Here is a 17,921-nt window from a genome sequence, read left to right as displayed (position 1 = left end):
TCATCATCGGTTATGGATAGTAGATCTAGATACTTGCCGTTCCCGTCGAGGACTTTTTTTGCTAGGAGCGCCGAATCCGCTTCTTGAACGCGGAGTGCATACGCTTCCAGGTCAGCAACGCGTTGAACCGTCGCCGCGACCGACCGGCCTAGAGCCTCTTCCTGTGGGGCAAGGGCCTCTTCCAATTCAGGCGTGGCAACGCTTTGACGGAATTCAGCATGTTCGGAAATAAGGTCCGATTGGATTTTTAGGAGCCGTGCAATCTCCCAGAGTCGCTGAGGGAGAATTATGGAATTCGCCGCACCATCCAGCACGCCAATTTTATTCACCTCCGACTCTTCAATGGCGCTGATGGCTCTCCTTGCTCGGCGCACCAGTAGGACCGCCCTCTCATCTAGAGATGAGACAAACACCACCCCTTTGACATCGCCTCCCTTTGGATCGGCCTTATAGCGGATGAGCAATCGATGTAGCGCCCCTTCCCTCGACTCCTTCGAAAGGGCGGGATCAAAAATGGGATCAGCCTTCTCTATTGCAAAATTATCCATCATCTTTTTCTTTGCCGCCACTGCGGCCACCCTCTGTCGCTCCACATTTTTCTCGCGCATCTCTCTCTCTGTCGAATTGATCAGTGCCACAATTATACAAAAAATAGCCACGACGATTAACACGCCAAAGCCGACGAAAAAATTGGGTGGCAAATCGGGGAAATCCTGCATTTTACACCTCTCTTGATCTGCGACTTCTGGGGTTGTGTACCGAGAGGATACCTGAAGGAAAATGCGATCTTCGCAGCCCTTTGCAAGCAGTGGGAAGGGGTAATGTGATCGTCATACCGGGTGTTCCAATCCGTTATGGCCTACGCCTGGTTGCCTATAGCCCGAACGGACCTCGACTCGGGATACTTGCACAGCTCCTCGGGTTCGAGGCCGGGATGCCGCTCAATGACGTTCCGAGCCTGCGGATCTCGTATTCAGCGCACGCGGCCGGCGCGCAGTACCTCACCGAGCCGTGCGAGGTCGCGCTGGAATACAGCGTGGACGGCGGGCCCTGGGCCGAGGCGCCGGACGGGCGGTTCCTGCGGATCAAGCGGACGAGTGACCAAACTGACATCACCGGCGTGCGGACCTACACCTGCCCGGGGTGGGCGTGGCAGCTCCACAAGCTCGTGCTGTACCCGGGCGGGGTCATGGCGGACGGCAAGCGGATCTTCTCCGCCGCGACGCCGGGCGCGATCCTGCGGACCTTCATCACCGAAGGCAAGGCCCGCGGGACGCTGCCGGGCCTGGCCACCGACTTCACCACGACCCACGACAGCGCGGGCACCCCGTGGGGGACGAAGCTGACGCTGTCGGTGGAGCCCGGTATGCCGCTGCTGACCCTGCTGATCAACCTCGCTGAGCAGGGCATCGTGGACTGGCAGATGCAGGGCCGGACGCTGCGGGTGTTCCGGGAGGGCACCGCGCTGGCGCGGAACCTCGCGGCCGGGCCGGACCCGGTGGACCTGCGGCTCGGCCGCGACATCATCGAAGCGCCGGACGACGCCACCTTGGAGGATGCCGCTTCGGCGATCCTGGTGACGGGCGAGCCGGGTCTACGGGTCGAGGTGACCAACCCCGCCGCGACCGTGCCGTGGGGCCGCTGGGAGACCTACCAGCAGCAGGGCGGCGTCACCGACCACGGGACCGCGACGCTGCTCGGTCAAGCGGCGCTGGCGCGAGCCTCCGGCGAGCGGGTACAGATCACCCGCGGCATCATCCCGCACCTTGCCCGGTGGCTGCCCTGGGCCGATTACCGGCCGGGTGATCGGGTGCTCGCGCCGGGCGACGGCGCGGTGATGCAGCCGTTGCGGGTCCGGCAGATCACGCTGACCGTCGATGTCGACGGGCAGGTGTCGGGCAACCTCGTGCTCAACGACCGGTTCGTGGAAGGCGACATCAAGCGGGCCCGCCAGGCGGCGGGCATCCTCGCCGGGGGAGTGTCGACGGGCGGGTCCGGTCGGCCACCCGCTCCGGAGGCCGGCGGCCGGGCCCCGGCCGCGCCTGCTGATCTGCTGATCGAACCGGTGGCCTACATCGGGCCGGGCGGGATCGCGGCCGGGCAGATCACCGCGACGTGGACGCCGACCCTCACGGACACGGCCGGGGTCGCGCTCGACATCGACGGCTATGAGCTGTTCGCCCGCCGCAACGAGGTCGGCGAGCTGTGGCACCTGATCGCGATGACCGGCGGCGGCGACACCACGGCGACCTACTCGCCGCTGGAAGTCGGCTGGGAGTACGCGTTCAAGGTCCGGGCCACGTCCCGGGGCGTGAAGGGCGTGTTCTCCGAACCGGTCGCGGTGGAGATCCCGGACGATGCGGAACCGCCTCCGGTGCCGTCCGCGCCGCTCCTGTCGACGCGGCTCGGGGTCATCACCGTCGCGTGGGACGGCCTGACGGCGGACGGGCAGGTGATGCCCGCCGACTTCGCCAGGGTTCGCATCTGGATGCGGGACCCCCTGGCCGAGGACCCGGCGGCCGCGGTCGACTACCTGGACGCGGCCGGGGCCGTGGTGGTCACCGGCCAGCCGTACGAGGCCGACCGCGAGTTCTTCCTCACGGCGGTCGACCGCTCCGGCAACGAGTCCGCGGCCTCGGCGACGGCGGTCATCGCGACGGCGCCGCTCGTGGACACCGACATGATCGGCGCGGTCATCGACGGCGCGGACATCCTCGACGGCACGATCGTCGCCTCCGACAAGGTCGTCGCCAACTCCATCACGGGCTCCCTGATCCAGGCGCGCGCGGTCCAGACGGGCCACCTGGCGGCGAACGCCGTCAGCGCGGACAAGATAGAAGCCGGAGCGATCACGGCGGGCAAGCTCGCCGCGGTGCTCACCGTCTCCACGCGGATCGTCGCGGGCGACCCGGGCAGCGCGCGGGTGGAGCTCAACTCGACCGGCGTGCGCGGCTACGACTCGGGCGGCAGCGAGCTGGTGTCGCTGCCGAACACCGGAGCGTTCACGCTGCGGTCGGCCGCGTCGGGCCCTCGGGTGCAGCTGGACACCACGGGGTTGCGGGCGTTCAACAGCTCCGGCGTGACGACCGTCAACATCTCCTCGGCGGGCGCGTTCACACTGCGGTCGAGTGCGTCGGGCGCACGGATCGAGGTGGACACCTCGGGAGTGCGGGCGTTCAACGCCAGCGGCACGCGGACGTTCACCGTGGACGCGGCCAACGGCGAGGTGGACATCCTGGGGCGGCTCTCATCAGGTCCGTCCGGCAAACGCCTGGTGATCAATCCGCTGCTCGGCGCGGACCCGGAGATCCGCTTCTACGAGGACAACACGAACTACCACTACATCACCAGCTTCGTGGAGTCAGCGAACACTCTGCAGATCGGCACGGCCATCCACGGTGACCGCAAGGGCCTCATCCAGCTCACCCCGAACTCGGCTCATATCGGCGTGGTCGACGGAGCGGGTAACGCGTTCCAGTACGGCATGCAGGTCACCAACGACGGCTTCTTGGAGTTCTCCGGCCGGTTGGGTACGGCCGGCAGTCGCAGCACCTTCGCGCGAGGCAACGCGTCGTTCCCGGCGAACAGCTGGGGGACGGTCGGGTTCGGGTTCACCTTCACCGGCGGCACCGCGTTCGTGGTCGCCACGATGTTCAACATCCACGGCCCGCACGGAGTCTGCCTCAACAACCGCAACGAAAGCGGGTTCGGCTTCTCGACCACCGAAGGTGTGCCCGGCGCAGGTTACGACATCCAATACTTCGCGTGGAAGCAGTGATCACTATGGCACCGATCGAACGACACATCGTGGACGCGTACGCTTCGGACCATTCCGGCGTGGAGATGTGGACGATCCGCACCCGCGACCCGGCCAACCCGGACGCCCCGGACTTCTGCTATCTGCTGCCGAGCATCACCTTCGAGAACCTCGCCGTCGAATACGGGATCGACCCGGACGACATCGACGAGCTGCTGCGGGTGGCGATCCTGCAACTGCACATCCCCGGCGGCACCTGGCCGGACGACCCGACGGCGGCAGCGCTCCGCAAGGGCCGGCCGGTCCGGCTCGACAACGCCGATACCACCGATCAGGCCCGCGAGGCGCATTTGGAGCGGTGCTCGTGGGTCGAGGAGAACGTGGTGCGGATCGTGGAGCCCGCCCCGGGCGGGACCGCGCGGGTTCAGGTCGCGGCCCTGGCCGGAGCCCGCGGGGCGGTGGTGGACGCGGGGCAGCGTCTGCAGGCGCTGAAAGCGACCTACCGGCCGGACCCTGACCGGATGGAGCAGCGCCGCCTGGAGCTGCAGCAGGCGCTGGGCCGGGAGGTGTGATGAACGAGCAGCCCCCTGCGGATGTCGCGCTCGCGCTGGCCGAGCTACGCCGCCTGGTCGAGGTCGGATTCGAGAAGACGTCCGGGCAGACCGCGTTGATCCTGCAACGCCTGGACCACGTTGATGGCCGTCACGCCGAGCTGGCCGAGCAGGTGAAGAAGGACCGGGACGCGGCCGAGGCCCGCCACATGGTGCTGGAGAACCGGCTGGACGCGGTGGAGCGGGAAGCGGTGACGAGCGCGCAGCTCGCGGACCGGACCCGGCAGATCATCGCGATCGTCGGCCTGATGGTGACCATCGCCGGGGCGGTCATTGCGTTGATCAGCTTGACCAAGGGGTGAGGAGGAACATCAGTGAAGATAATCTCTCGGAAGGGCTGGGGGGCGAAGGCTCCATCCGGCCGCTACACGCGCATCACCCGCACGCGCGGTGTGAAGGTCCACTACACGGGCGGGTACGTCCCGCCGGGCATCGTGGACGATCACCGGATCTGCATCGAGCTGGTGCTCGCCTTCCAGCGGATGCACATGTCCGGCGGCCGGGGCGAGACGTACATCGACCTAGGCTACAGCCTGGTGGCGTGTCCGCATCAGCGGGTGTTCATGGGCCGCGGGCCCGGCGTCGTTCCGGCGGCGAACGGGGCGGGCCTCAACAGCGGCCATTACGCGGTGCTCGCCCTGGTCGGATCGAGCGGGTTCACCGAGCCGAACGACGGCATGCTGCACGCCGTGGTCGACGCGATCGAGTACCTCCGCCGAGAGGGCGGCGCCGGCCGGGAGGTGAAGGGTCACCGGGACGGCTACGCCACCTCCTGCCCCGGCGGGCCGCTGTACGCATGGGTGCGCGCAGGCGCTCGACGGCCGAAGACCGCCCCAGCCAAGCCGGTGCCCGCCCCGAAACCGGAGATCACATGGACGGAGACCCTGATCGTGAAGAACCTGCCCGGCCTGAAGCCGGGCGACGAGCACCGGCACGTCAAGACCATGCGGGCCGTGCTGTTCGCCCGCGGTGTCGAGCCGAAGAACCTCCACTCGATGGTCTACGAGCCCGGCGGCGACCTTCAGGAGAAGGTCCTCGCGTTCAAGGCCGCGAAGAAGCTGGGCGACGGCCCGGCCTGGACGCGCGCGTGCTGGATCGCCGCGCTGTCGTAGACGACGAGCGGCCCGGCCGGAGCTCGGGCTTGATCGACTCCAGCAACTAAGCACTTTTCATCCGAAACCTCAGAGGCATCGCCCCCTGTGTCACAGAATCAAGACCGCCCAAGAGCGGAGAGCTGCCTGAGGGCCACGTACAGGCCTGGTCCGAAGACGACGACAACCAGCAGGGTCCACAGTTCATTGGACCCCACAGCGATCAGGTATCCGGCGAAGACGAACACCGCTAGCACGTAGATCGACAGGTAGCCGCGGGCTACCGATCGGTTCCAGGTCCAAGGAACCCGAGCTAGCCCTACGAACAAACGAATCCCGATCATCACGCCCGCGATAGCGGCGAGAGTCCACATGATCATGATCATAGCTAGCAGAGAAACGATCTCTCTGCGCAATCCGCGTCGAACCAGCCCATCCCGGCTGGTTTTTCGCATTTCTGGACCCCTTTTGGAGGTGGCCATGAGCAAGTCCCGCAGTCTCATCTTCGGCACCGAGCCCGCCGTCATCCTGTACGTCATCAACGCCGTGGTCGCGTTCTTCGTGACCATCCCGGCTGTCGGCCTGACCGAGGAGTCCGCCGGGTGGGTGATGACGATCGCCAACGGCGCCATCGCGCTCCTGGTGGCGATCAACACCCGCCCGTGGGTGGTCTCGGCGCTGACCGGCGCGCTGTCCACGATCCTGACCGGTCTCGCCTCGTTCAGCCTGCCGTTCACCGAGGCCCAGTCGGGTGCGTTCGTCGTGCTCGTGTCCGCCGTCCTCGGTCTGGTCCTGCGCGGCCAGGTCACACCCGCGGCCGGCCCGGTCACGGCGTCGAAGGTCGTGACCGAGAACCGCTACTCCTGATCGTCTGTGGCTGCGGCCCCGCTCGTCTCTTCGGAGGCGGGCGGGGCCGCTTCGGCGTGTCCGAAGGTTGGTGGGTCGCCGCCCCACATGCGTTTCAGTTCGGCGATCTCATGTCGCCGCTTGGCCAGCGCGGGCCGCAGAGCAGCCATCACGTACTCGTGGAGCCACGGTGGCGGCTCCTCGGGAAGGCTCATACCGTTCATCGTGACGGGTCGAGTCAGCCATCCGCCCCGGAATGTGCGAATGTCCTGCTCCTCCCTCGGGAGAAGCAGGACTGTTTCGTTCTTGCCATACCGGCTGATCCGGTCAGAGTAGCGTCGGCGCATCCGGCGATTCGGCAGCGGGTGCTTTCCGCATCGCGGGCGCGACCGGGAAGACCTTCGCCTCTTCCAGATCTGCCACGGTGATCAACGGTCCGGAGCAGATCCGGTCGAGCAGGTCGGCCTGCTCGGGCTCCAACTCCACGCAGAGCGTGAGCACGTGGAGGAGCTGGAGGAGTTCCGTGGTGAACTCCGCGGGCCACTCCTCAGCATGGATCTCATCCAGCGGCGAGGACTTACGGCCGGCGGGGTTCTTCTTGCGGTAGTCGCACCAGCGTTTGACGACACGCCACCCCGCTACCTCGTACGCCCATACGTCGGGCCGAACGGGAGTGATGCACCCTGCACCGACGTGCAGGGTGGCTGTCTCCGGATCGTAGGAGACTTCGTCCGGCATGTCCTCGATGGCGACCTCAAGCTTGGCCCGCTGGTCGGCCGGAGGCTTGGGTGGGCCAGCGGGGCGGCCCTGGGCAAGATCAGTGAAACGCTCGCCATAGGTGTGCAGCCACAGCACCCGCTCGCCGAGCCGGACGGCTTCCCGCCACAGCTCTGCATCGGCGGTGAGCGGTACCCGGACACCGGGGGTGCGTAGCTCTTCACGGAAATGCGCCGTGTAGCCACTGTGCGCAGTCACTGCGGCAATGTAGGCGAGTACGTTGGCGGCGGTAACTGCGGAGCCGAACCTGTCGGAGAGCAGCCTGGTTAGGCTAGGAGCAAGGTTTGCGGCTCCGGCCGCTCGGTCCCGATACAGCGGCAGTACCCGCCCACCCCGACCATTGAAGTGATCTACGTTTGGGATATGGGCGGTGAAGGTGAGCGCGGGTCCGTTTTCGATGGGGTGAGCGTGCTGCTCGGTCGTGAAGACCTGATCGTCATGGAGGACACGCCATAGATCAGGGCTGGGACGGTGGTGGACTCGGCTATCCGGAATCGTCCATTGACGGTCGAAAGACCGGTATGCCACCCGTTCGAGGGCGGGGCAGGGACCAGTCTCCTCCTGGATCGTCCCCTTCTGGGGACCGTATCCGGGAATGGGCCGGACGATGGAGGAGATCTTTCTGGAGTCGCTCTCCTTGAAGAACCTCGCCTTGTCCGCAATGGGCGTCTTGATCAGGCGGTCCCACCGGGTAAGAAGCGAACGGGCATCGGGCGCGTAGACCCAGGTGCGGTTCGAGTTGATCCCCGTCTGCGCCCAAGGCAGAAGGTCGATGAGCGGGATGTAGCTGAGCCAGGCGTCTCCGGCGGCGGGCTGGAGGCGGTCTTGCCAACCTGTCGCGCAGTCGGTCCACGCCGTCTTCTCAAGGGTGACAGCGGTGAGCGCAGCGAACTTGTCGGAGCGATGCCCGGACAGGCTCAGGTAGTGAATTCGGGCAGGGGTCTCCCGGTCGCCCTTGCCGTACCGGGCGAAGATTCCGATGCACAGCGGCTGCTGCACGCCGGGGAAGACTCGGGTGGACACGGTGGGCTGGTGGCCTTCAGGGGACAGGTCGATGATCCAGCCTTCGTCGGCGGTGCGGCGCAGATACTCTCGCATCCCGGCGAATCCGGGGCCGGTGGTGTAGCCGGAGGTGGTGATGAACGCGACGATGCCCGCAGGCTGGTCGGGGTGGGCGTCGAACACTTTCCACGTGGCCCAGCGCCAGAAGTACACGTAGAGGTTGGCGAGGTTGAACTCGTACTTGCCCATCCCCTCTGCCTTGAAGCCCTTCAACGGGATGTCGTATCCGGAGTTCTTCGCGCCCTGCTCGATCCAGCCGCCCATGCCCTTGGCGCGTTCACGGTAGGGCGGGTTGCCGATCACGACCTGGACCGGTGTCTCCCGCTTGACCTTGTTGGCCTCCCGCCGGGAGCGCACGATCGGTTCATACATCGAGCCCAAGTCGAGCTGTGTTTTGTCGAACGGGTTGTCGAGGGTATCGGCGACGAAAAGTTTCTGGTCTTTCTCGGCGATCTCCGCGCCGTGCTCGGCCTTGAGCGCCTGGTTGATCCGGAGCTCGGCCACGGCGAACGGCCCAGCCTGCTTCTCCAGGCCGATCAGGCGGCCGAACAGTTTCTTGAGCTGCTGGCGGACGGCGCCCTTGCCTTCCTCTTTCTCGATGGTCTTCGCGACGCGGTTGACGATGTTGAGCAGGTAGGTGCCGGTGCCCATCGCCGGGTCCACCACGACCACCTCGTCGGAGGCGAAACCACCCTCCTTGCCGAACCGGGCACGCAGGATGTCCTCGGTGAAGTGAACCATGAACGAGACGACCTCGTTCGGCGTGTAATACGAGCCGCTCTGCTTGCGCAGGTCGGAGTCGTAGACCTCCAGGAAGTGCTCGTACAGGTGCAGGTAGGAGTCGGCGGACCCATCACTGATCTTGCCCCAGTCGACGGCGCCGATGACCCGCTTGAGCGTCTCGACGACGACGCTTCGGCCATCGACCGTCTCGTGGGTCAGCACGGCCAGCGCCTTGCCCATGAGGGAGTGGTTCTTGCCGAGATGAGCGGCGATCTGACCGAGGCTGCGGCCGTCGAAGGCGATGCCGTCCACACGGGCCAGGAGCAGGGCGAAGGTGACCGTCTGGGCGTATGCGTCGGCGAACTCCTCGTGGGTGAGCCCCGGGAATAGGAGCTTGCGCCAGTCGGTGGCCAGCTCGGTGAAGACCTTCGTCTTCTCCTCGCCACGCTGCTCGCGGCCGATGGCCTCGATGACCTCGGTCCGCAGAAGCTTGCACAATCCGGCCACCGCGCGTACGAGCTGGCGGATGTTGCGCGGCGGGGTTGGTTTCCACAGGAGGAACTCGGAGACGACCCGGGCGAACTCCCCATCGGCGGGAGCGAGTTTCGCGCCGACCTTGCGGATGTCACCGTCCAGGCGAGCGACCTGGCCAACGAGCTCACCGTCGCGGTACAGCGCCCACTGGGCGCCGTCGGTGTAGAGCACGTTCGGTAGCAGCCGCAGTTTCTCCCACTGCGTTTTCTCGTGCTTGTTCGGTGTCCACGTGCTTGGCACGCCGCGGCCCGGGGCTTTGAGCTCGATGTAGCCGACACGGGCGCCAGCCACCTCCACGCCGTAGTCCGGACGGACGCCGAGCGTGGCCAGCGACGTCTCGCCGATCATGGTGACGGAGACCCCAAGGGCTTTAGCGAAGTCCTCGAACAATCGTTCCAGCGGGGCGCGGAGCTGGTCTTCGGGCTGGCCGTCGCCGCGGAGTTTAGGCGTGGCGGATTTACCGAAGCGAGAGACGGCCTCGGCGGCTTTGTCCAACAACGACGGAGGGGGATTCGTCGCAGGCATCGGCACCTATCGCATGTTGAGTTGTCCGTTGGTACGGCTAGTTGTGTATCGCGTTTTCCGGCCTGTCAGTTTCACACGTTCCATACGCCCATGGCAGGGCTTTTGGGGCATTCCGCTCTTCATGAGAAACATATGGTCATCCAAGTGCCCGTTTGCGAATATTTTATTTTTCCGGTCATGCTGCCCCAGGAGCCGTATGCTCTCCCTCGGCCGTCCTGTCGGAGGACGGCGTCACCCTGTTCCTGTCGGAGGAACCCCATGGCTCTCAGCCGTCTCGCTCAAGAGTTCGCCGCCGAAATCAACCTGCACGACTGGTCGGACGCCCCCTATCGGCGCGACCGCGCAGGCCATCGACGCGAGAACGACAGCCCGTCCAAACTCACCGATACCCTCAGCGAAACGGAGACCGACAGCGTCCGCATGAACGCCATGTGGGTGGTCGCCCAGGTCCTCGCGCACCGCGACCCGAACTTCGACGTCTACGAATTCGCCGAGGCATGCGGGGTCGACACCCGAACCAACACTGGCCGGCGGGACGGCGGGATCGAGGCCGGACTTCGTAAGAGGGGAGACCACTACCAGCAGCCGGGGATGCTGGAGTAAATGGTGGACGGTGGGGCCTTACAGGGGTGTAGCGTGCGGTCGTGATCGTCCCGTGTCCGCCCTCGGGTGGGCAGACCCCACGGGACCTCAGTAAGGAAGAACGCCCCCGTGCCCATGGAAGACGCGGGGGCGTTCTTTGTAGGTCCAGTCTTCGCCGGACTACTGGCAGTTCTTGTAGTCGTACCGGGTGCTGTTGTAGGAGCAGGAGTCGATCAGGCGGCCGGAAGCGTTACGCACGTGGGCGGTGTCCCTGTCGTTGTTCCACACGTACCAACGCCTCTGCCAGTAGACGGTGCTGGCGCCGTCGCTGCCCTGGCCGGAGCGGATGGTCAGCGTCTTGCCCGCGCGCAGGGTGACGTCGCCGAAGGTGTAGCGGAAGTTCGGGTCCCGCAGGGTCCAGTCGGCCAGGTCGATCGTCCGGCGCGTGGTGTTCTTGATGACGACGTACTCGCCGTTGATGCTGGTGTTGCCGCCGCGGTCAGAGCCGGGGCTGTCGTAGTAGATCTTGATGATCTGGATGCTCGGCGTGGCCGCGGCCGCGGGCTGGGCAGCGGAGGGAAGGGCCACCGCAGAGGCGGCGAGGGCGGCGGAGACGAGGAGCCGTTTGCGCACGAAGGCACTCCAGATTCAGGGGGAACGGACGGTGTAAGACGCCGCCTGAACTGGATGGGTTGCCTGGTGAGTGCCGTTCTGTTGGGGCTCCAGGATGTGAACGAACCTTGTGACCTGCCAACCCAGGTCCCGGCGAGCGGTGGCGGTGCTCGGTCTGGGAAAGTTCTGGTCGAGAGCCGCTACTCCTGATCATCTGCGGTTCGGCTCGCTTCTTCGGAGGCGGGCGGGGCCGCTTCGGCGTGGCCGAAGGTCGGCGGGTCGTCGCCCCACATGCGTTTCAGGTCGGCGATCTCCCGTCGCCGCTTGGCCAGCACAGGCCGCAGCGCCTCCATCACGCGCTCGTGCAGCCACGGCGGCGGCTCCTCGGGCAGCTCCATGCGGTTCATCGTGGCGGATGCGGGCGGTCGGCCGCCCGGGAAATCCGCACGAGCGCACCATTAAGATCATGACTGTCTCGTGCCCTTCAACGTGGGGCAGACCCCACGAGACCCCAGCACGTAGCTGCTGGTCTCACAGGTGGCCGGACCGGGACTCCCTGCCACCTGCGAACATAGAGCGCCCCGCACCTCCTCAAGGGAGGCGCGGGGCGCTTTTCCGCGTTGTGCCGACCGTTCTTCAGCCGATGGTTGCTTCCCACGCACCGCGCTTGAGGCGGATCACCCCGTCCGGACTGATGGTGGCCTTCGCCCCGTAGACGGGCAGGCCCCCGGCCATGCTCTGGCGGTGGCGGATCTGCTCCAGCACGTCCCACAGGCGGCGGGGACCGCCCTGGTGGACGGTCGGCGGGTCACCGCGCAGCGCGGTGGCCCGCGCCCATGAGCCGTCCGCGTGCAGCATCCACGCGGTGCGGCGGCCGTCGTCGCGGCGCTCGAAGTGGTGCTCGATCCCCGGGCAGAGCACCTCCAGCATCGAGTTCACCTCCCATGACTCCTGAACATCGATCACGCCGTACCGGCCTCGGGAGACCTCCTCGCCCTCCCGGTCGCGGACCTGCTCCAGCAGCTCACCGAGCCCCGGAGGGTAGTCGGCGCCGGTACGGGTGCTCATGAACATCGCCCAGTCGCGTTCGACCTGCCCGACCGCGCTGCCGTCCTCGGTCTTCCACGCCGTCACGATCATCGAGGTGTTCGCGACGACCGTGACCAGACGGCCGCCCGGACGCAGCGCGGCCAGCCAGGACGCTGGGATCGGCCGGACCGCGACCATCGACACGATCCGGTCGTACTCGCCCGGGACGGGACCGGTCGCGTCCACGGTGAGGACCTTCGGGTGCAGCCCGATCTCATCCAGGCGGCCGGCTGCTGCCCCGGTGAGGTACGGGTCCACGTCGATGCTCGTGACGCGTTCCTCGCCCAGGAGCCGCGACAGCAGCGCGGCGCTGTAGCCCGAACCGGTCGCCACGTCCAGCACCTCGGAGTCGTCGTGGACGCGCAGATGCCGCAGCATCTGCACGACCAGGCTCGGCAGCGTGGACGAGGACGTGGGGCGCCCGGCCGGTGCGGCATCGGGGACGGCGTGGTCGGCGTGGAGCTCGCCCACCTTGGTCACCAGCGTCCGGTCGCTGTAGGCCGCCGTCGCCCATGCGGTCTCGTCCTCGTGGCCGTCGCGCAGTTCCCATCCTCCGTTGACGCCGGCCCACCAGCGGGGTACGAACACGTGCCGGGGCGTGGTGGCGACCGGTGCCCGCCAGCGGGAGTCGGGGTGGGTGACCGTCTCGGCCAGGTCCTGAGCGTGGGGGATCCAGTGCATCAGTAATCCGCATCCGTTTCTGCGGGGGAGCAGTCGTTGCCGTCGTTGTCGGGGTTGCAACCCCGACCGCGGGCGTAGGCGAACGCCCTCTCCTCGTTGGGCGCGTGGCCGTCGTAGCGGGCAAGGGAGACCGTGTCGAGCGCGGTCTCCGCCGGGGAGCAGTCGTTGCCGTCGCTGTCGGGGTTGCAACCCCGACCGCGGCGCGGCGCGGGGATCGTCGCCAGCGCGGCCTTCCAGGCGTCGCTGTTAACGATCTCCGGCAGCGGCTGCTCCTTCACGTTGCCCATCATCATCCACCGCGACAGGACGCACGGCCAGACCTCCCCGGTCGGGCCGATGGCGGCCTTGCCCCGGCCGCAGTGGCCGCACAGCTGGGAGACGTCCGGCTGGAGGCGGGAGGCGCGGCCGACGCCGCGCACGTGGTCGACCTTGATCTGGGTGCGGGGCACGCCCAAGTCGATGAGTTCGGCGCGGGCCTCCTCGGTCCGCTGGGTGTCGGTCAGGCCGATGATGCCGACGCGGATGGGGATTCGCCAGGTGAGCGCGCGGACGATGTTCGCCCGGGTCAGATGGTGGCTGTTGGTGCTGCGGGTGACGGCCGCGTGCTCGGCAGCCTGGTCGGAGTAGTAGCTGGTGGCTAGGGAGACGTTGGGGAGCTGGAACAGCGGCCACCACTCGTCGCGGATGTTGACGAGGTTGGAGAACACCTCTATGCCGCAGCCGGTGCCGGCGGCGTGGCCGAGCAGTTCGGAGAAGGCGGGGTGCAGGGTGGGCTCGCCGCCGATGAACTGGATGCGGGAGACACCGAGGCTGCGCGCGTCGGAGATGAGCCGGTGCCAGTCGGCGGCGGTCATGGTGCCGTGACCGGTGGTGGGCCCGGAGTCGGCGTAGCAGTGGGTGCACTGGAGCTGGCACTTGCCGGTGATCTCCAGTTCCAGACGCCAGCCGAGCATGGCCGGTGCCTCGATTGCCTGAGTGATGATCGTCATGTGGTGCCTTTTCCTTTCTCCGCTGTCGCGGAATGCGGGTGCAGGCTGGTGATGGGTGCCCTCGGCCGAAGGACGAGAACCAGCCGAGGGCACCGCGGCGACCGGTGGTCCGACGTCCCTGCGCCCACAGGGTCGTCCGGTCGGGTCTTGCTCCTCATGGGCGATTCCCGGGCCGCCTGCGAGGAGATGGAGAGCGCGGCAACGCGGGCGGTGGGAAGGGTGGGCTCCGCGTCGCCGCGCCAGTTCGTGGGGGAGTCGGAAACCGGTTCCTAGTCGGGGCGGGCCAGCTGTTCGACGCCGATTGCGGTGGCGGCCTGTGCCATGTCGTCGGGGCTCAGTTGCCACCGCTGCGCGAGCGCGAGAGCTCTGTTCTTCTGCCAGGCGGCGAGGAATTCCCGGCGGGTGAACTCCGGGAGAGGGGCCGGGTAGTGCTTGGCGAGGCACGCGCTCAGGGCCTCATCAGCGATGCGTCCGATGTGCTGGGGGATCACCGCATGCCGCCTATGGGGGTTGAGTTGTCGCACGCGCCGTAGGAGACGGCCATGAAGCCGGGGATGCCGCCAAGGATGAAGTACGGAGGGCCGGCGGGGTCAGCGGGCTTGTCGTCTTCGACGTCCTCGGTGGGGGTGGCGTCGTGCTCAGTCATGCGTCCTCCATGACGGGGTTCGCGGCCGGGTTGAGGCGGTGGCGGCCATGGGGGAGGGCCGTGCGGAACGCGGTGGCGGCGGTCATCGCAGGTCCCCGGCGCGGAACGGTGTGTCCTGTCGTGGGGCAGGCAGGATGGGGCGCAGACCGGTGGGAGCCACCCCCGGCCGGTCTGCGCCGGCCCGTGCGGACCGGCAACCCAATGCCGGTTCACGCGAAGTGTGGGCCGCTGCGGGGAGGGTGGCGACGCCTCCGAGGATCGGGCAAGGGCCGAAGAACAGGTCGTGGGAGGGACGCCAGCGGTGGACCTTGGCCACGCCAGGGTCGAGCAGGTCGAGCCCGTCGAACAGGGCGACGATCGCATCGCTGGAGCACGGGTGGATGGGGGTCGCGGTCTCGGCGAACACCTTCTGCGTCGCGGTGAGCTCGTCGTCCGTCATGAGGTCGCTGCAGGCGGAGGAGATGACGATCCGGCTGCCCGGCGCGAGGTGACCGCGCAGGTTCACGAGGATCGCGGCGGGGTCCTCAACGAAGGGCACGACGCCGGTCAAGAGCACCGTGACCGGCTGGGACAGGTCGAGCAGGGCCCGCAGGGCGGGCTGCTCCAGGATGGACTGCGGATCACGTATGTCGCCGGGCACGACAGCAGTGACGCCGGGGATCTCCAACATCGCGCGGCCGTGGACCAGGACCAGCTCGTCATGATCGACGTAGACGGTGCGGGCGCCGGGGGTGACGGCTCCGGCGACATCGTGGACGTTACGCGGGTGCGGCAGGCCGCAGCCCAGGTCCAGGAACTGGGTGATGCCGTCCTCGGCGGCGTCCCGGATGGCCCGCTCGGTGAACTCCCGGTCGGCGCGAGCTACTGCGCTGATCGTCGGGAGGGCGTCACGGAGGCGTTCGGCGGCTTCCCGGTCGGGAGCGAAGTGCGTTTTCCCGCCGAGCAGGTAGGTGGCAATGCGTGGTCCGTTTGCCAGACCGGTCTGGAAAGCGACCATGGGGCGAGGGGGTGGCATGTCCTGGACGGTAGGAACCCGCTGGCTAGGGGCTCAACGAGGTTGCCCGTCTTTGCGCGGGGAGTTCGTGAGAGCCGCCAGCAGAGATCACCGTGGCAAACATCGGCAATCGTCTTGATGTACGAGGCGACGGGGCGCAAACTCGGGCACAGACCCCTCTCCCTTCGGAGGATCATCATGGCACTCGAGTTCCTTGGTAAGGACCCCAACAGCCCCAACGGCGGCTCGCCCACGTTCTGGCGGGACACCGAAACGGGCGACATCATCGCCCAGGGATACACCGCCATCGCCCCCGGCACCCTCGCGGAGATCGGGGAGGTGCCCGAGGGCGAGGCCCTCATCCGCTTCCCTCAGCGTATGATCCCGTTCCTTTCGGTGGTGCCGGAGTGACCTCAGCCGCCACCCCGGCGTCGCAGATCGACAGCGCCCTGCGCCGGTGCCGCGTCTCGGCGCTGCACCTGGAGATGCGCGACGGCTACATGCTGGACGATCCCGACTACTACGCCTGGCAAACCGGGCACAGACTCGATCCCGACGATCGCACGTCGTGGTGGCGGCCCTGGCTGCAGAACATCGTGGACGCCGTGGAGCGCGGCGCGGTCATGCGGCGGGCACGGATCGTCTCCGAGCCGATCAGCCCGTACATCCACTACGAGTACGACATCACCTTCCCCAACGTCCGGGCCGGAGAGCAGGTGCGGTGGCTGCCTCGCCAGCGCGCGACCGATCTGCTGGTGCCGGGCAACGACTTCTGGCTGTTCGACGGCGAGACGCTGCTGGTCAATCACTTCAACGGCGTCGGCGACTGGATCGACGTGGAGCACGTCACCGACCCGGACGTGATCGGAAAATACACCGCGGCGTTTGAGGCCATCTGGGAACGCGCCGTCCCGCACGACGACTACCAGCCCACCGTCTGACCGATCAGCGCGTGTCTCTCTCCTCGTCCAACGCCCAGCAGGCCCTTGATGTTCTCGGTGCCCGCCTGCGTCAGATCCGGCTCGACGCCCGGCTGACGGGCCGTGATCTGGCGCGGCTGGCAGGCTGGCACTCGTCCAAGGTCAGCCGCATCGAGCATGGCCGGCGCTCGCCCTCGGCTGAGGACGTCACCGTCTGGTGCCAGCAGTGCGACGCTCATGATCAAGCCGTTGACCTGATCGCCTCGCTTCAGGCGATCCAGGGCATGTTCGTGGAGTGGCGCGACATGGAACGCAGCGGCTTGAAGGTCGCCCAAGAGTCGGTGGTGCCGCTGTGGGAGCGGACCCGCCACTTCCGCATCTACTCCTCACAGCTCATCCCGGGGCCGCTGCAGACCGGCGCCTACATTGCCGCCCTGCTGACTTCACTCATGCAACGCCGCGGCCTACCCGACGACGTCGACGACGCCGTACGCGTCCGGGTGGAAAAGCAGCGGATCATCGAAAAAAGCGGCCGCCAGTTCGCGGTGATCCTGGAGGAGAGCGTGCTGCGTCACCCGATCGGCGGGACAGAGGTCATGATCGGCCAGCTCGGTCATCTGCTGACGGTGAGCACGCTGCCGTCGATCTCTCTGGGCATCATTCCGCTCGGCGTCGACCGCTCCAGCATGTGGCCGCCCGAGGGGTTCTTCATGTTCGATACCGCCGAGGTGACGGTCGAGCTGGTGTCCGGGCATCTGACGATCACTCAACCGCATGAGATCGCGATGTACGCGGCGACGTTCGCTGAGCTGGCCGAACTCGCGGTGCACGGTAAAGAAGCCCGGACGCTGATCACGAAGGCCATCGCCGCATTGGATGGGTAGTGCTGACATAACAGTGGCCCCGGCATCGAGGACGCCGGGGCCACCGCACTTGTCCACCCGAAACGTAGCCAAGTCGGGTCAGTATCGCACCGGTCGTGGAGTGCTCGCTACGCAGGCGTGGTCAGGGGCAGGCCGTCGTGGATGGCTCGGACGCGGGAGGCCTCGACCCGGCGTAGCAGCTCGACGGGGATCCCGACTCCGGCGCGGGTGATGCGCTCGATGACGAGGACCGGACTGCCCGTAGGGACGCGTAGAGCTGCGGCTTCTTCGGAGATGACGGAGCGGGCGTGGAGGGTGGGTGCGGTCACATCCAGGATCCCGGCGGCGAGCAGCGCGCCGTAGATTCCGTCGGTGACCTTGCCGGATGCGGCGACGGGAGTGCCGTCGAGGAGGTCGGCCGGGTAGTAGGCGCGGCCCCAGGCGAGGATGCTGCTGCGCGCTGCACAGGGGAAGCATGAGGCGGCCGTCAATACTGTATTGACGAATCCAAGCCACCCTCTTGATCTATCCGGAAACCCATCTTTCCGATTTATGTTGATCTTTACTTTTATGCGGACCTTATGCAATGATCGTCCGGTTTGACTGAAACGATCATGAA

General features: G+C 67.0%; 20 protein-coding genes and 1 pseudogene. 9 read left to right on the top strand and 12 right to left on the bottom strand.

What is annotated here, in order from left to right; genetic code table 11:
- A pseudogene (locus tag IEZ07_RS28640) lies at positions 1-719 on the bottom strand (hypothetical protein); the annotation flags it as partial.
- 215 nt (positions 720-934) lie between these two features.
- On the opposite strand from IEZ07_RS28640, the gene IEZ07_RS28635 reads away from it, so the two are divergent.
- The 4 genes from IEZ07_RS28635 to IEZ07_RS28620 all read left to right on the top strand — a co-directional run bounded on the left by IEZ07_RS28635 (position 935) and on the right by IEZ07_RS28620 (position 5,480).
- Positions 935-3,778 (top strand): fibronectin type III domain-containing protein, encoded by a 2,844-nt coding sequence (locus IEZ07_RS28635; protein WP_191897625.1) that lies wholly within the window; start codon positions 935-937, stop codon positions 3,776-3,778.
- 59 nt (positions 3,779-3,837) lie between these two features.
- Entirely contained in the window at positions 3,838-4,329 is a 492-nt protein-coding gene (locus IEZ07_RS28630; RefSeq protein WP_191897624.1) for a hypothetical protein, read from the top strand.
- Complete coding sequence (locus IEZ07_RS28625; RefSeq protein ID WP_191897623.1) at positions 4,329-4,670, top strand: hypothetical protein; 342 nt, start codon at positions 4,329-4,331, stop codon at positions 4,668-4,670. The genes IEZ07_RS28630 and IEZ07_RS28625 overlap by 1 nt, the downstream gene beginning before the upstream one ends.
- A 90-nt stretch (positions 4,671-4,760) precedes the next feature.
- Positions 4,761-5,480 (top strand): peptidoglycan recognition protein family protein, encoded by a 720-nt coding sequence (locus IEZ07_RS28620; RefSeq protein WP_191897622.1) that lies wholly within the window; start codon positions 4,761-4,763, stop codon positions 5,478-5,480.
- 98 nt (positions 5,481-5,578) lie between these two features.
- Here the strand turns inward: IEZ07_RS28620 and IEZ07_RS28615 are convergent, their stop codons facing one another.
- The gene (locus IEZ07_RS28615; RefSeq protein ID WP_191897621.1) at positions 5,579-5,845 is read right to left on the bottom strand and encodes a hypothetical protein; all 267 of its coding nucleotides are present in this window, start codon (positions 5,843-5,845) and stop codon (positions 5,579-5,581) included.
- A 94-nt stretch (positions 5,846-5,939) separates the two neighbouring features.
- Between IEZ07_RS28615 and IEZ07_RS28610 the strand changes: the two genes are divergently transcribed.
- Positions 5,940-6,326: a hypothetical protein gene (locus IEZ07_RS28610; RefSeq protein ID WP_191897620.1), complete on the top strand. Its 387-nt coding sequence runs from the start codon at positions 5,940-5,942 to the stop codon at positions 6,324-6,326.
- On the opposite strand, the gene IEZ07_RS28605 is transcribed toward IEZ07_RS28610, so the two are convergent.
- Positions 6,317-6,520, bottom strand: a complete 204-nt coding sequence (locus IEZ07_RS28605) for a hypothetical protein (RefSeq protein WP_191897619.1) — start codon at positions 6,518-6,520, stop codon at positions 6,317-6,319. The genes IEZ07_RS28610 and IEZ07_RS28605 overlap by 10 nt on opposite strands.
- Before the next feature lie 112 nt (positions 6,521-6,632).
- Positions 6,633-9,926, bottom strand: a complete 3,294-nt coding sequence (locus IEZ07_RS28600; RefSeq protein WP_239320867.1) for a type ISP restriction/modification enzyme — start codon at positions 9,924-9,926, stop codon at positions 6,633-6,635.
- A gap of 258 nt (positions 9,927-10,184) precedes the next feature.
- Between IEZ07_RS28600 and IEZ07_RS28595 the strand changes: the two genes are divergently transcribed.
- Positions 10,185-10,529 (top strand): hypothetical protein, encoded by a 345-nt coding sequence (locus tag IEZ07_RS28595; protein WP_191897617.1) that lies wholly within the window; start codon positions 10,185-10,187, stop codon positions 10,527-10,529.
- Between the two features lie 159 nt (positions 10,530-10,688).
- On the opposite strand, the gene IEZ07_RS28590 is transcribed toward IEZ07_RS28595, so the two are convergent.
- The 7 genes from IEZ07_RS28590 to IEZ07_RS28560 all read right to left on the bottom strand — a co-directional run bounded on the left by IEZ07_RS28590 (position 10,689) and on the right by IEZ07_RS28560 (position 15,540).
- Entirely contained in the window at positions 10,689-11,141 is a 453-nt protein-coding gene (locus tag IEZ07_RS28590; RefSeq protein WP_191897616.1) for a lamin tail domain-containing protein, read from the bottom strand.
- Between the two features lie 179 nt (positions 11,142-11,320).
- The gene (locus IEZ07_RS28585; protein ID WP_191897615.1) at positions 11,321-11,518 is read right to left on the bottom strand and encodes a hypothetical protein; all 198 of its coding nucleotides are present in this window, start codon (positions 11,516-11,518) and stop codon (positions 11,321-11,323) included.
- A gap of 238 nt (positions 11,519-11,756) precedes the next feature.
- Positions 11,757-12,890 (bottom strand): methyltransferase domain-containing protein, encoded by a 1,134-nt coding sequence (locus IEZ07_RS28580; protein ID WP_191897614.1) that lies wholly within the window; start codon positions 12,888-12,890, stop codon positions 11,757-11,759.
- On the bottom strand, positions 12,890-13,879 hold the full coding sequence (locus tag IEZ07_RS28575) for a radical SAM/SPASM domain-containing protein (protein ID WP_191897613.1): 990 nt from the start codon (positions 13,877-13,879) through the stop codon (positions 12,890-12,892). The genes IEZ07_RS28580 and IEZ07_RS28575 overlap by 1 nt, the downstream gene beginning before the upstream one ends.
- A gap of 269 nt (positions 13,880-14,148) precedes the next feature.
- Complete coding sequence (locus tag IEZ07_RS28570; protein ID WP_191897612.1) at positions 14,149-14,370, bottom strand: hypothetical protein; 222 nt, start codon at positions 14,368-14,370, stop codon at positions 14,149-14,151.
- A complete protein-coding gene (locus tag IEZ07_RS28565) occupies positions 14,367-14,525 on the bottom strand; it encodes a hypothetical protein (RefSeq protein ID WP_191897611.1) in 159 nt (52 codons plus the stop codon). The genes IEZ07_RS28570 and IEZ07_RS28565 overlap by 4 nt, the downstream gene beginning before the upstream one ends.
- 82 nt (positions 14,526-14,607) lie before the next feature.
- Positions 14,608-15,540, bottom strand: coding sequence for an SAM-dependent methyltransferase (locus IEZ07_RS28560; RefSeq protein ID WP_191897610.1), 933 nt, complete (start codon positions 15,538-15,540; stop codon positions 14,608-14,610).
- A gap of 177 nt (positions 15,541-15,717) precedes the next feature.
- Between IEZ07_RS28560 and IEZ07_RS28555 the strand changes: the two genes are divergently transcribed.
- From IEZ07_RS28555 to IEZ07_RS28545, 3 genes are read left to right on the top strand one after another with little or no spacing between them, the layout of a single operon-like run.
- Positions 15,718-15,930 carry a hypothetical protein gene (locus tag IEZ07_RS28555; RefSeq protein WP_191897609.1) on the top strand — a complete coding sequence of 71 codons (213 nt, stop codon included), beginning with the start codon at positions 15,718-15,720 and terminating at the stop codon, positions 15,928-15,930.
- Entirely contained in the window at positions 15,927-16,460 is a 534-nt protein-coding gene (locus IEZ07_RS28550) for a DUF6879 family protein (RefSeq protein WP_239320860.1), read from the top strand. Before IEZ07_RS28555 ends, IEZ07_RS28550 begins: the two co-directional genes overlap by 4 nt.
- Positions 16,461-16,471: 11 nt before the next feature.
- Positions 16,472-17,323 carry a helix-turn-helix domain-containing protein gene (locus IEZ07_RS28545; protein WP_191897608.1) on the top strand — a complete coding sequence of 284 codons (852 nt, stop codon included), beginning with the start codon at positions 16,472-16,474 and terminating at the stop codon, positions 17,321-17,323.
- A gap of 107 nt (positions 17,324-17,430) precedes the next feature.
- Here the strand turns inward: IEZ07_RS28545 and IEZ07_RS28540 are convergent, their stop codons facing one another.
- Entirely contained in the window at positions 17,431-17,793 is a 363-nt protein-coding gene (locus IEZ07_RS28540; protein WP_191897607.1) for a UTRA domain-containing protein, read from the bottom strand.
- Between the last annotated feature and the right edge of the window lie 128 nt (positions 17,794-17,921).

The sequence above is a fragment of the Planomonospora parontospora genome, assembly GCA_014647935.1.
In the GTDB taxonomy this organism is placed as follows: domain Bacteria; phylum Actinomycetota; class Actinomycetes; order Streptosporangiales; family Streptosporangiaceae; genus Planomonospora; species Planomonospora parontospora.
Note: the sequence above shows the minus strand (reverse complement) of the source record. Positions and strands in the feature narration are given on the sequence as shown.

Coding starts and splice junctions, on each gene's coding strand:
- IEZ07_RS28635 (WP_191897625.1), top strand. CDS start 935: ATGCCGCTCAATGACGTTCCGAGCCTGCGGATCTCGTATTCAGCGCAC.
- IEZ07_RS28625 (WP_191897623.1), top strand. CDS start 4,329: ATGAACGAGCAGCCCCCTGCGGATGTCGCGCTCGCGCTGGCCGAGCTA.
- IEZ07_RS28615 (WP_191897621.1), bottom strand. CDS start 5,845: ATGATCATGATCATGTGGACTCTCGCCGCTATCGCGGGCGTGATGATC.
- IEZ07_RS28610 (WP_191897620.1), top strand. CDS start 5,940: ATGAGCAAGTCCCGCAGTCTCATCTTCGGCACCGAGCCCGCCGTCATC.
- IEZ07_RS28605 (WP_191897619.1), bottom strand. CDS start 6,520: ATGAGCCTTCCCGAGGAGCCGCCACCGTGGCTCCACGAGTACGTGATG.
- IEZ07_RS28600 (WP_239320867.1), bottom strand. CDS start 9,926: ATGCCTGCGACGAATCCCCCTCCGTCGTTGTTGGACAAAGCCGCCGAG.
- IEZ07_RS28595 (WP_191897617.1), top strand. CDS start 10,185: ATGGCTCTCAGCCGTCTCGCTCAAGAGTTCGCCGCCGAAATCAACCTG.
- IEZ07_RS28585 (WP_191897615.1), bottom strand. CDS start 11,518: ATGGAGCTGCCCGAGGAGCCGCCGCCGTGGCTGCACGAGCGCGTGATG.
- IEZ07_RS28580 (WP_191897614.1), bottom strand. CDS start 12,890: ATGCACTGGATCCCCCACGCTCAGGACCTGGCCGAGACGGTCACCCAC.
- IEZ07_RS28575 (WP_191897613.1), bottom strand. CDS start 13,879: ATGACGATCATCACTCAGGCAATCGAGGCACCGGCCATGCTCGGCTGG.
- IEZ07_RS28565 (WP_191897611.1), bottom strand. CDS start 14,525: ATGACTGAGCACGACGCCACCCCCACCGAGGACGTCGAAGACGACAAG.
- IEZ07_RS28560 (WP_191897610.1), bottom strand. CDS start 15,540: ATGCCACCCCCTCGCCCCATGGTCGCTTTCCAGACCGGTCTGGCAAAC.
- IEZ07_RS28555 (WP_191897609.1), top strand. CDS start 15,718: ATGGCACTCGAGTTCCTTGGTAAGGACCCCAACAGCCCCAACGGCGGC.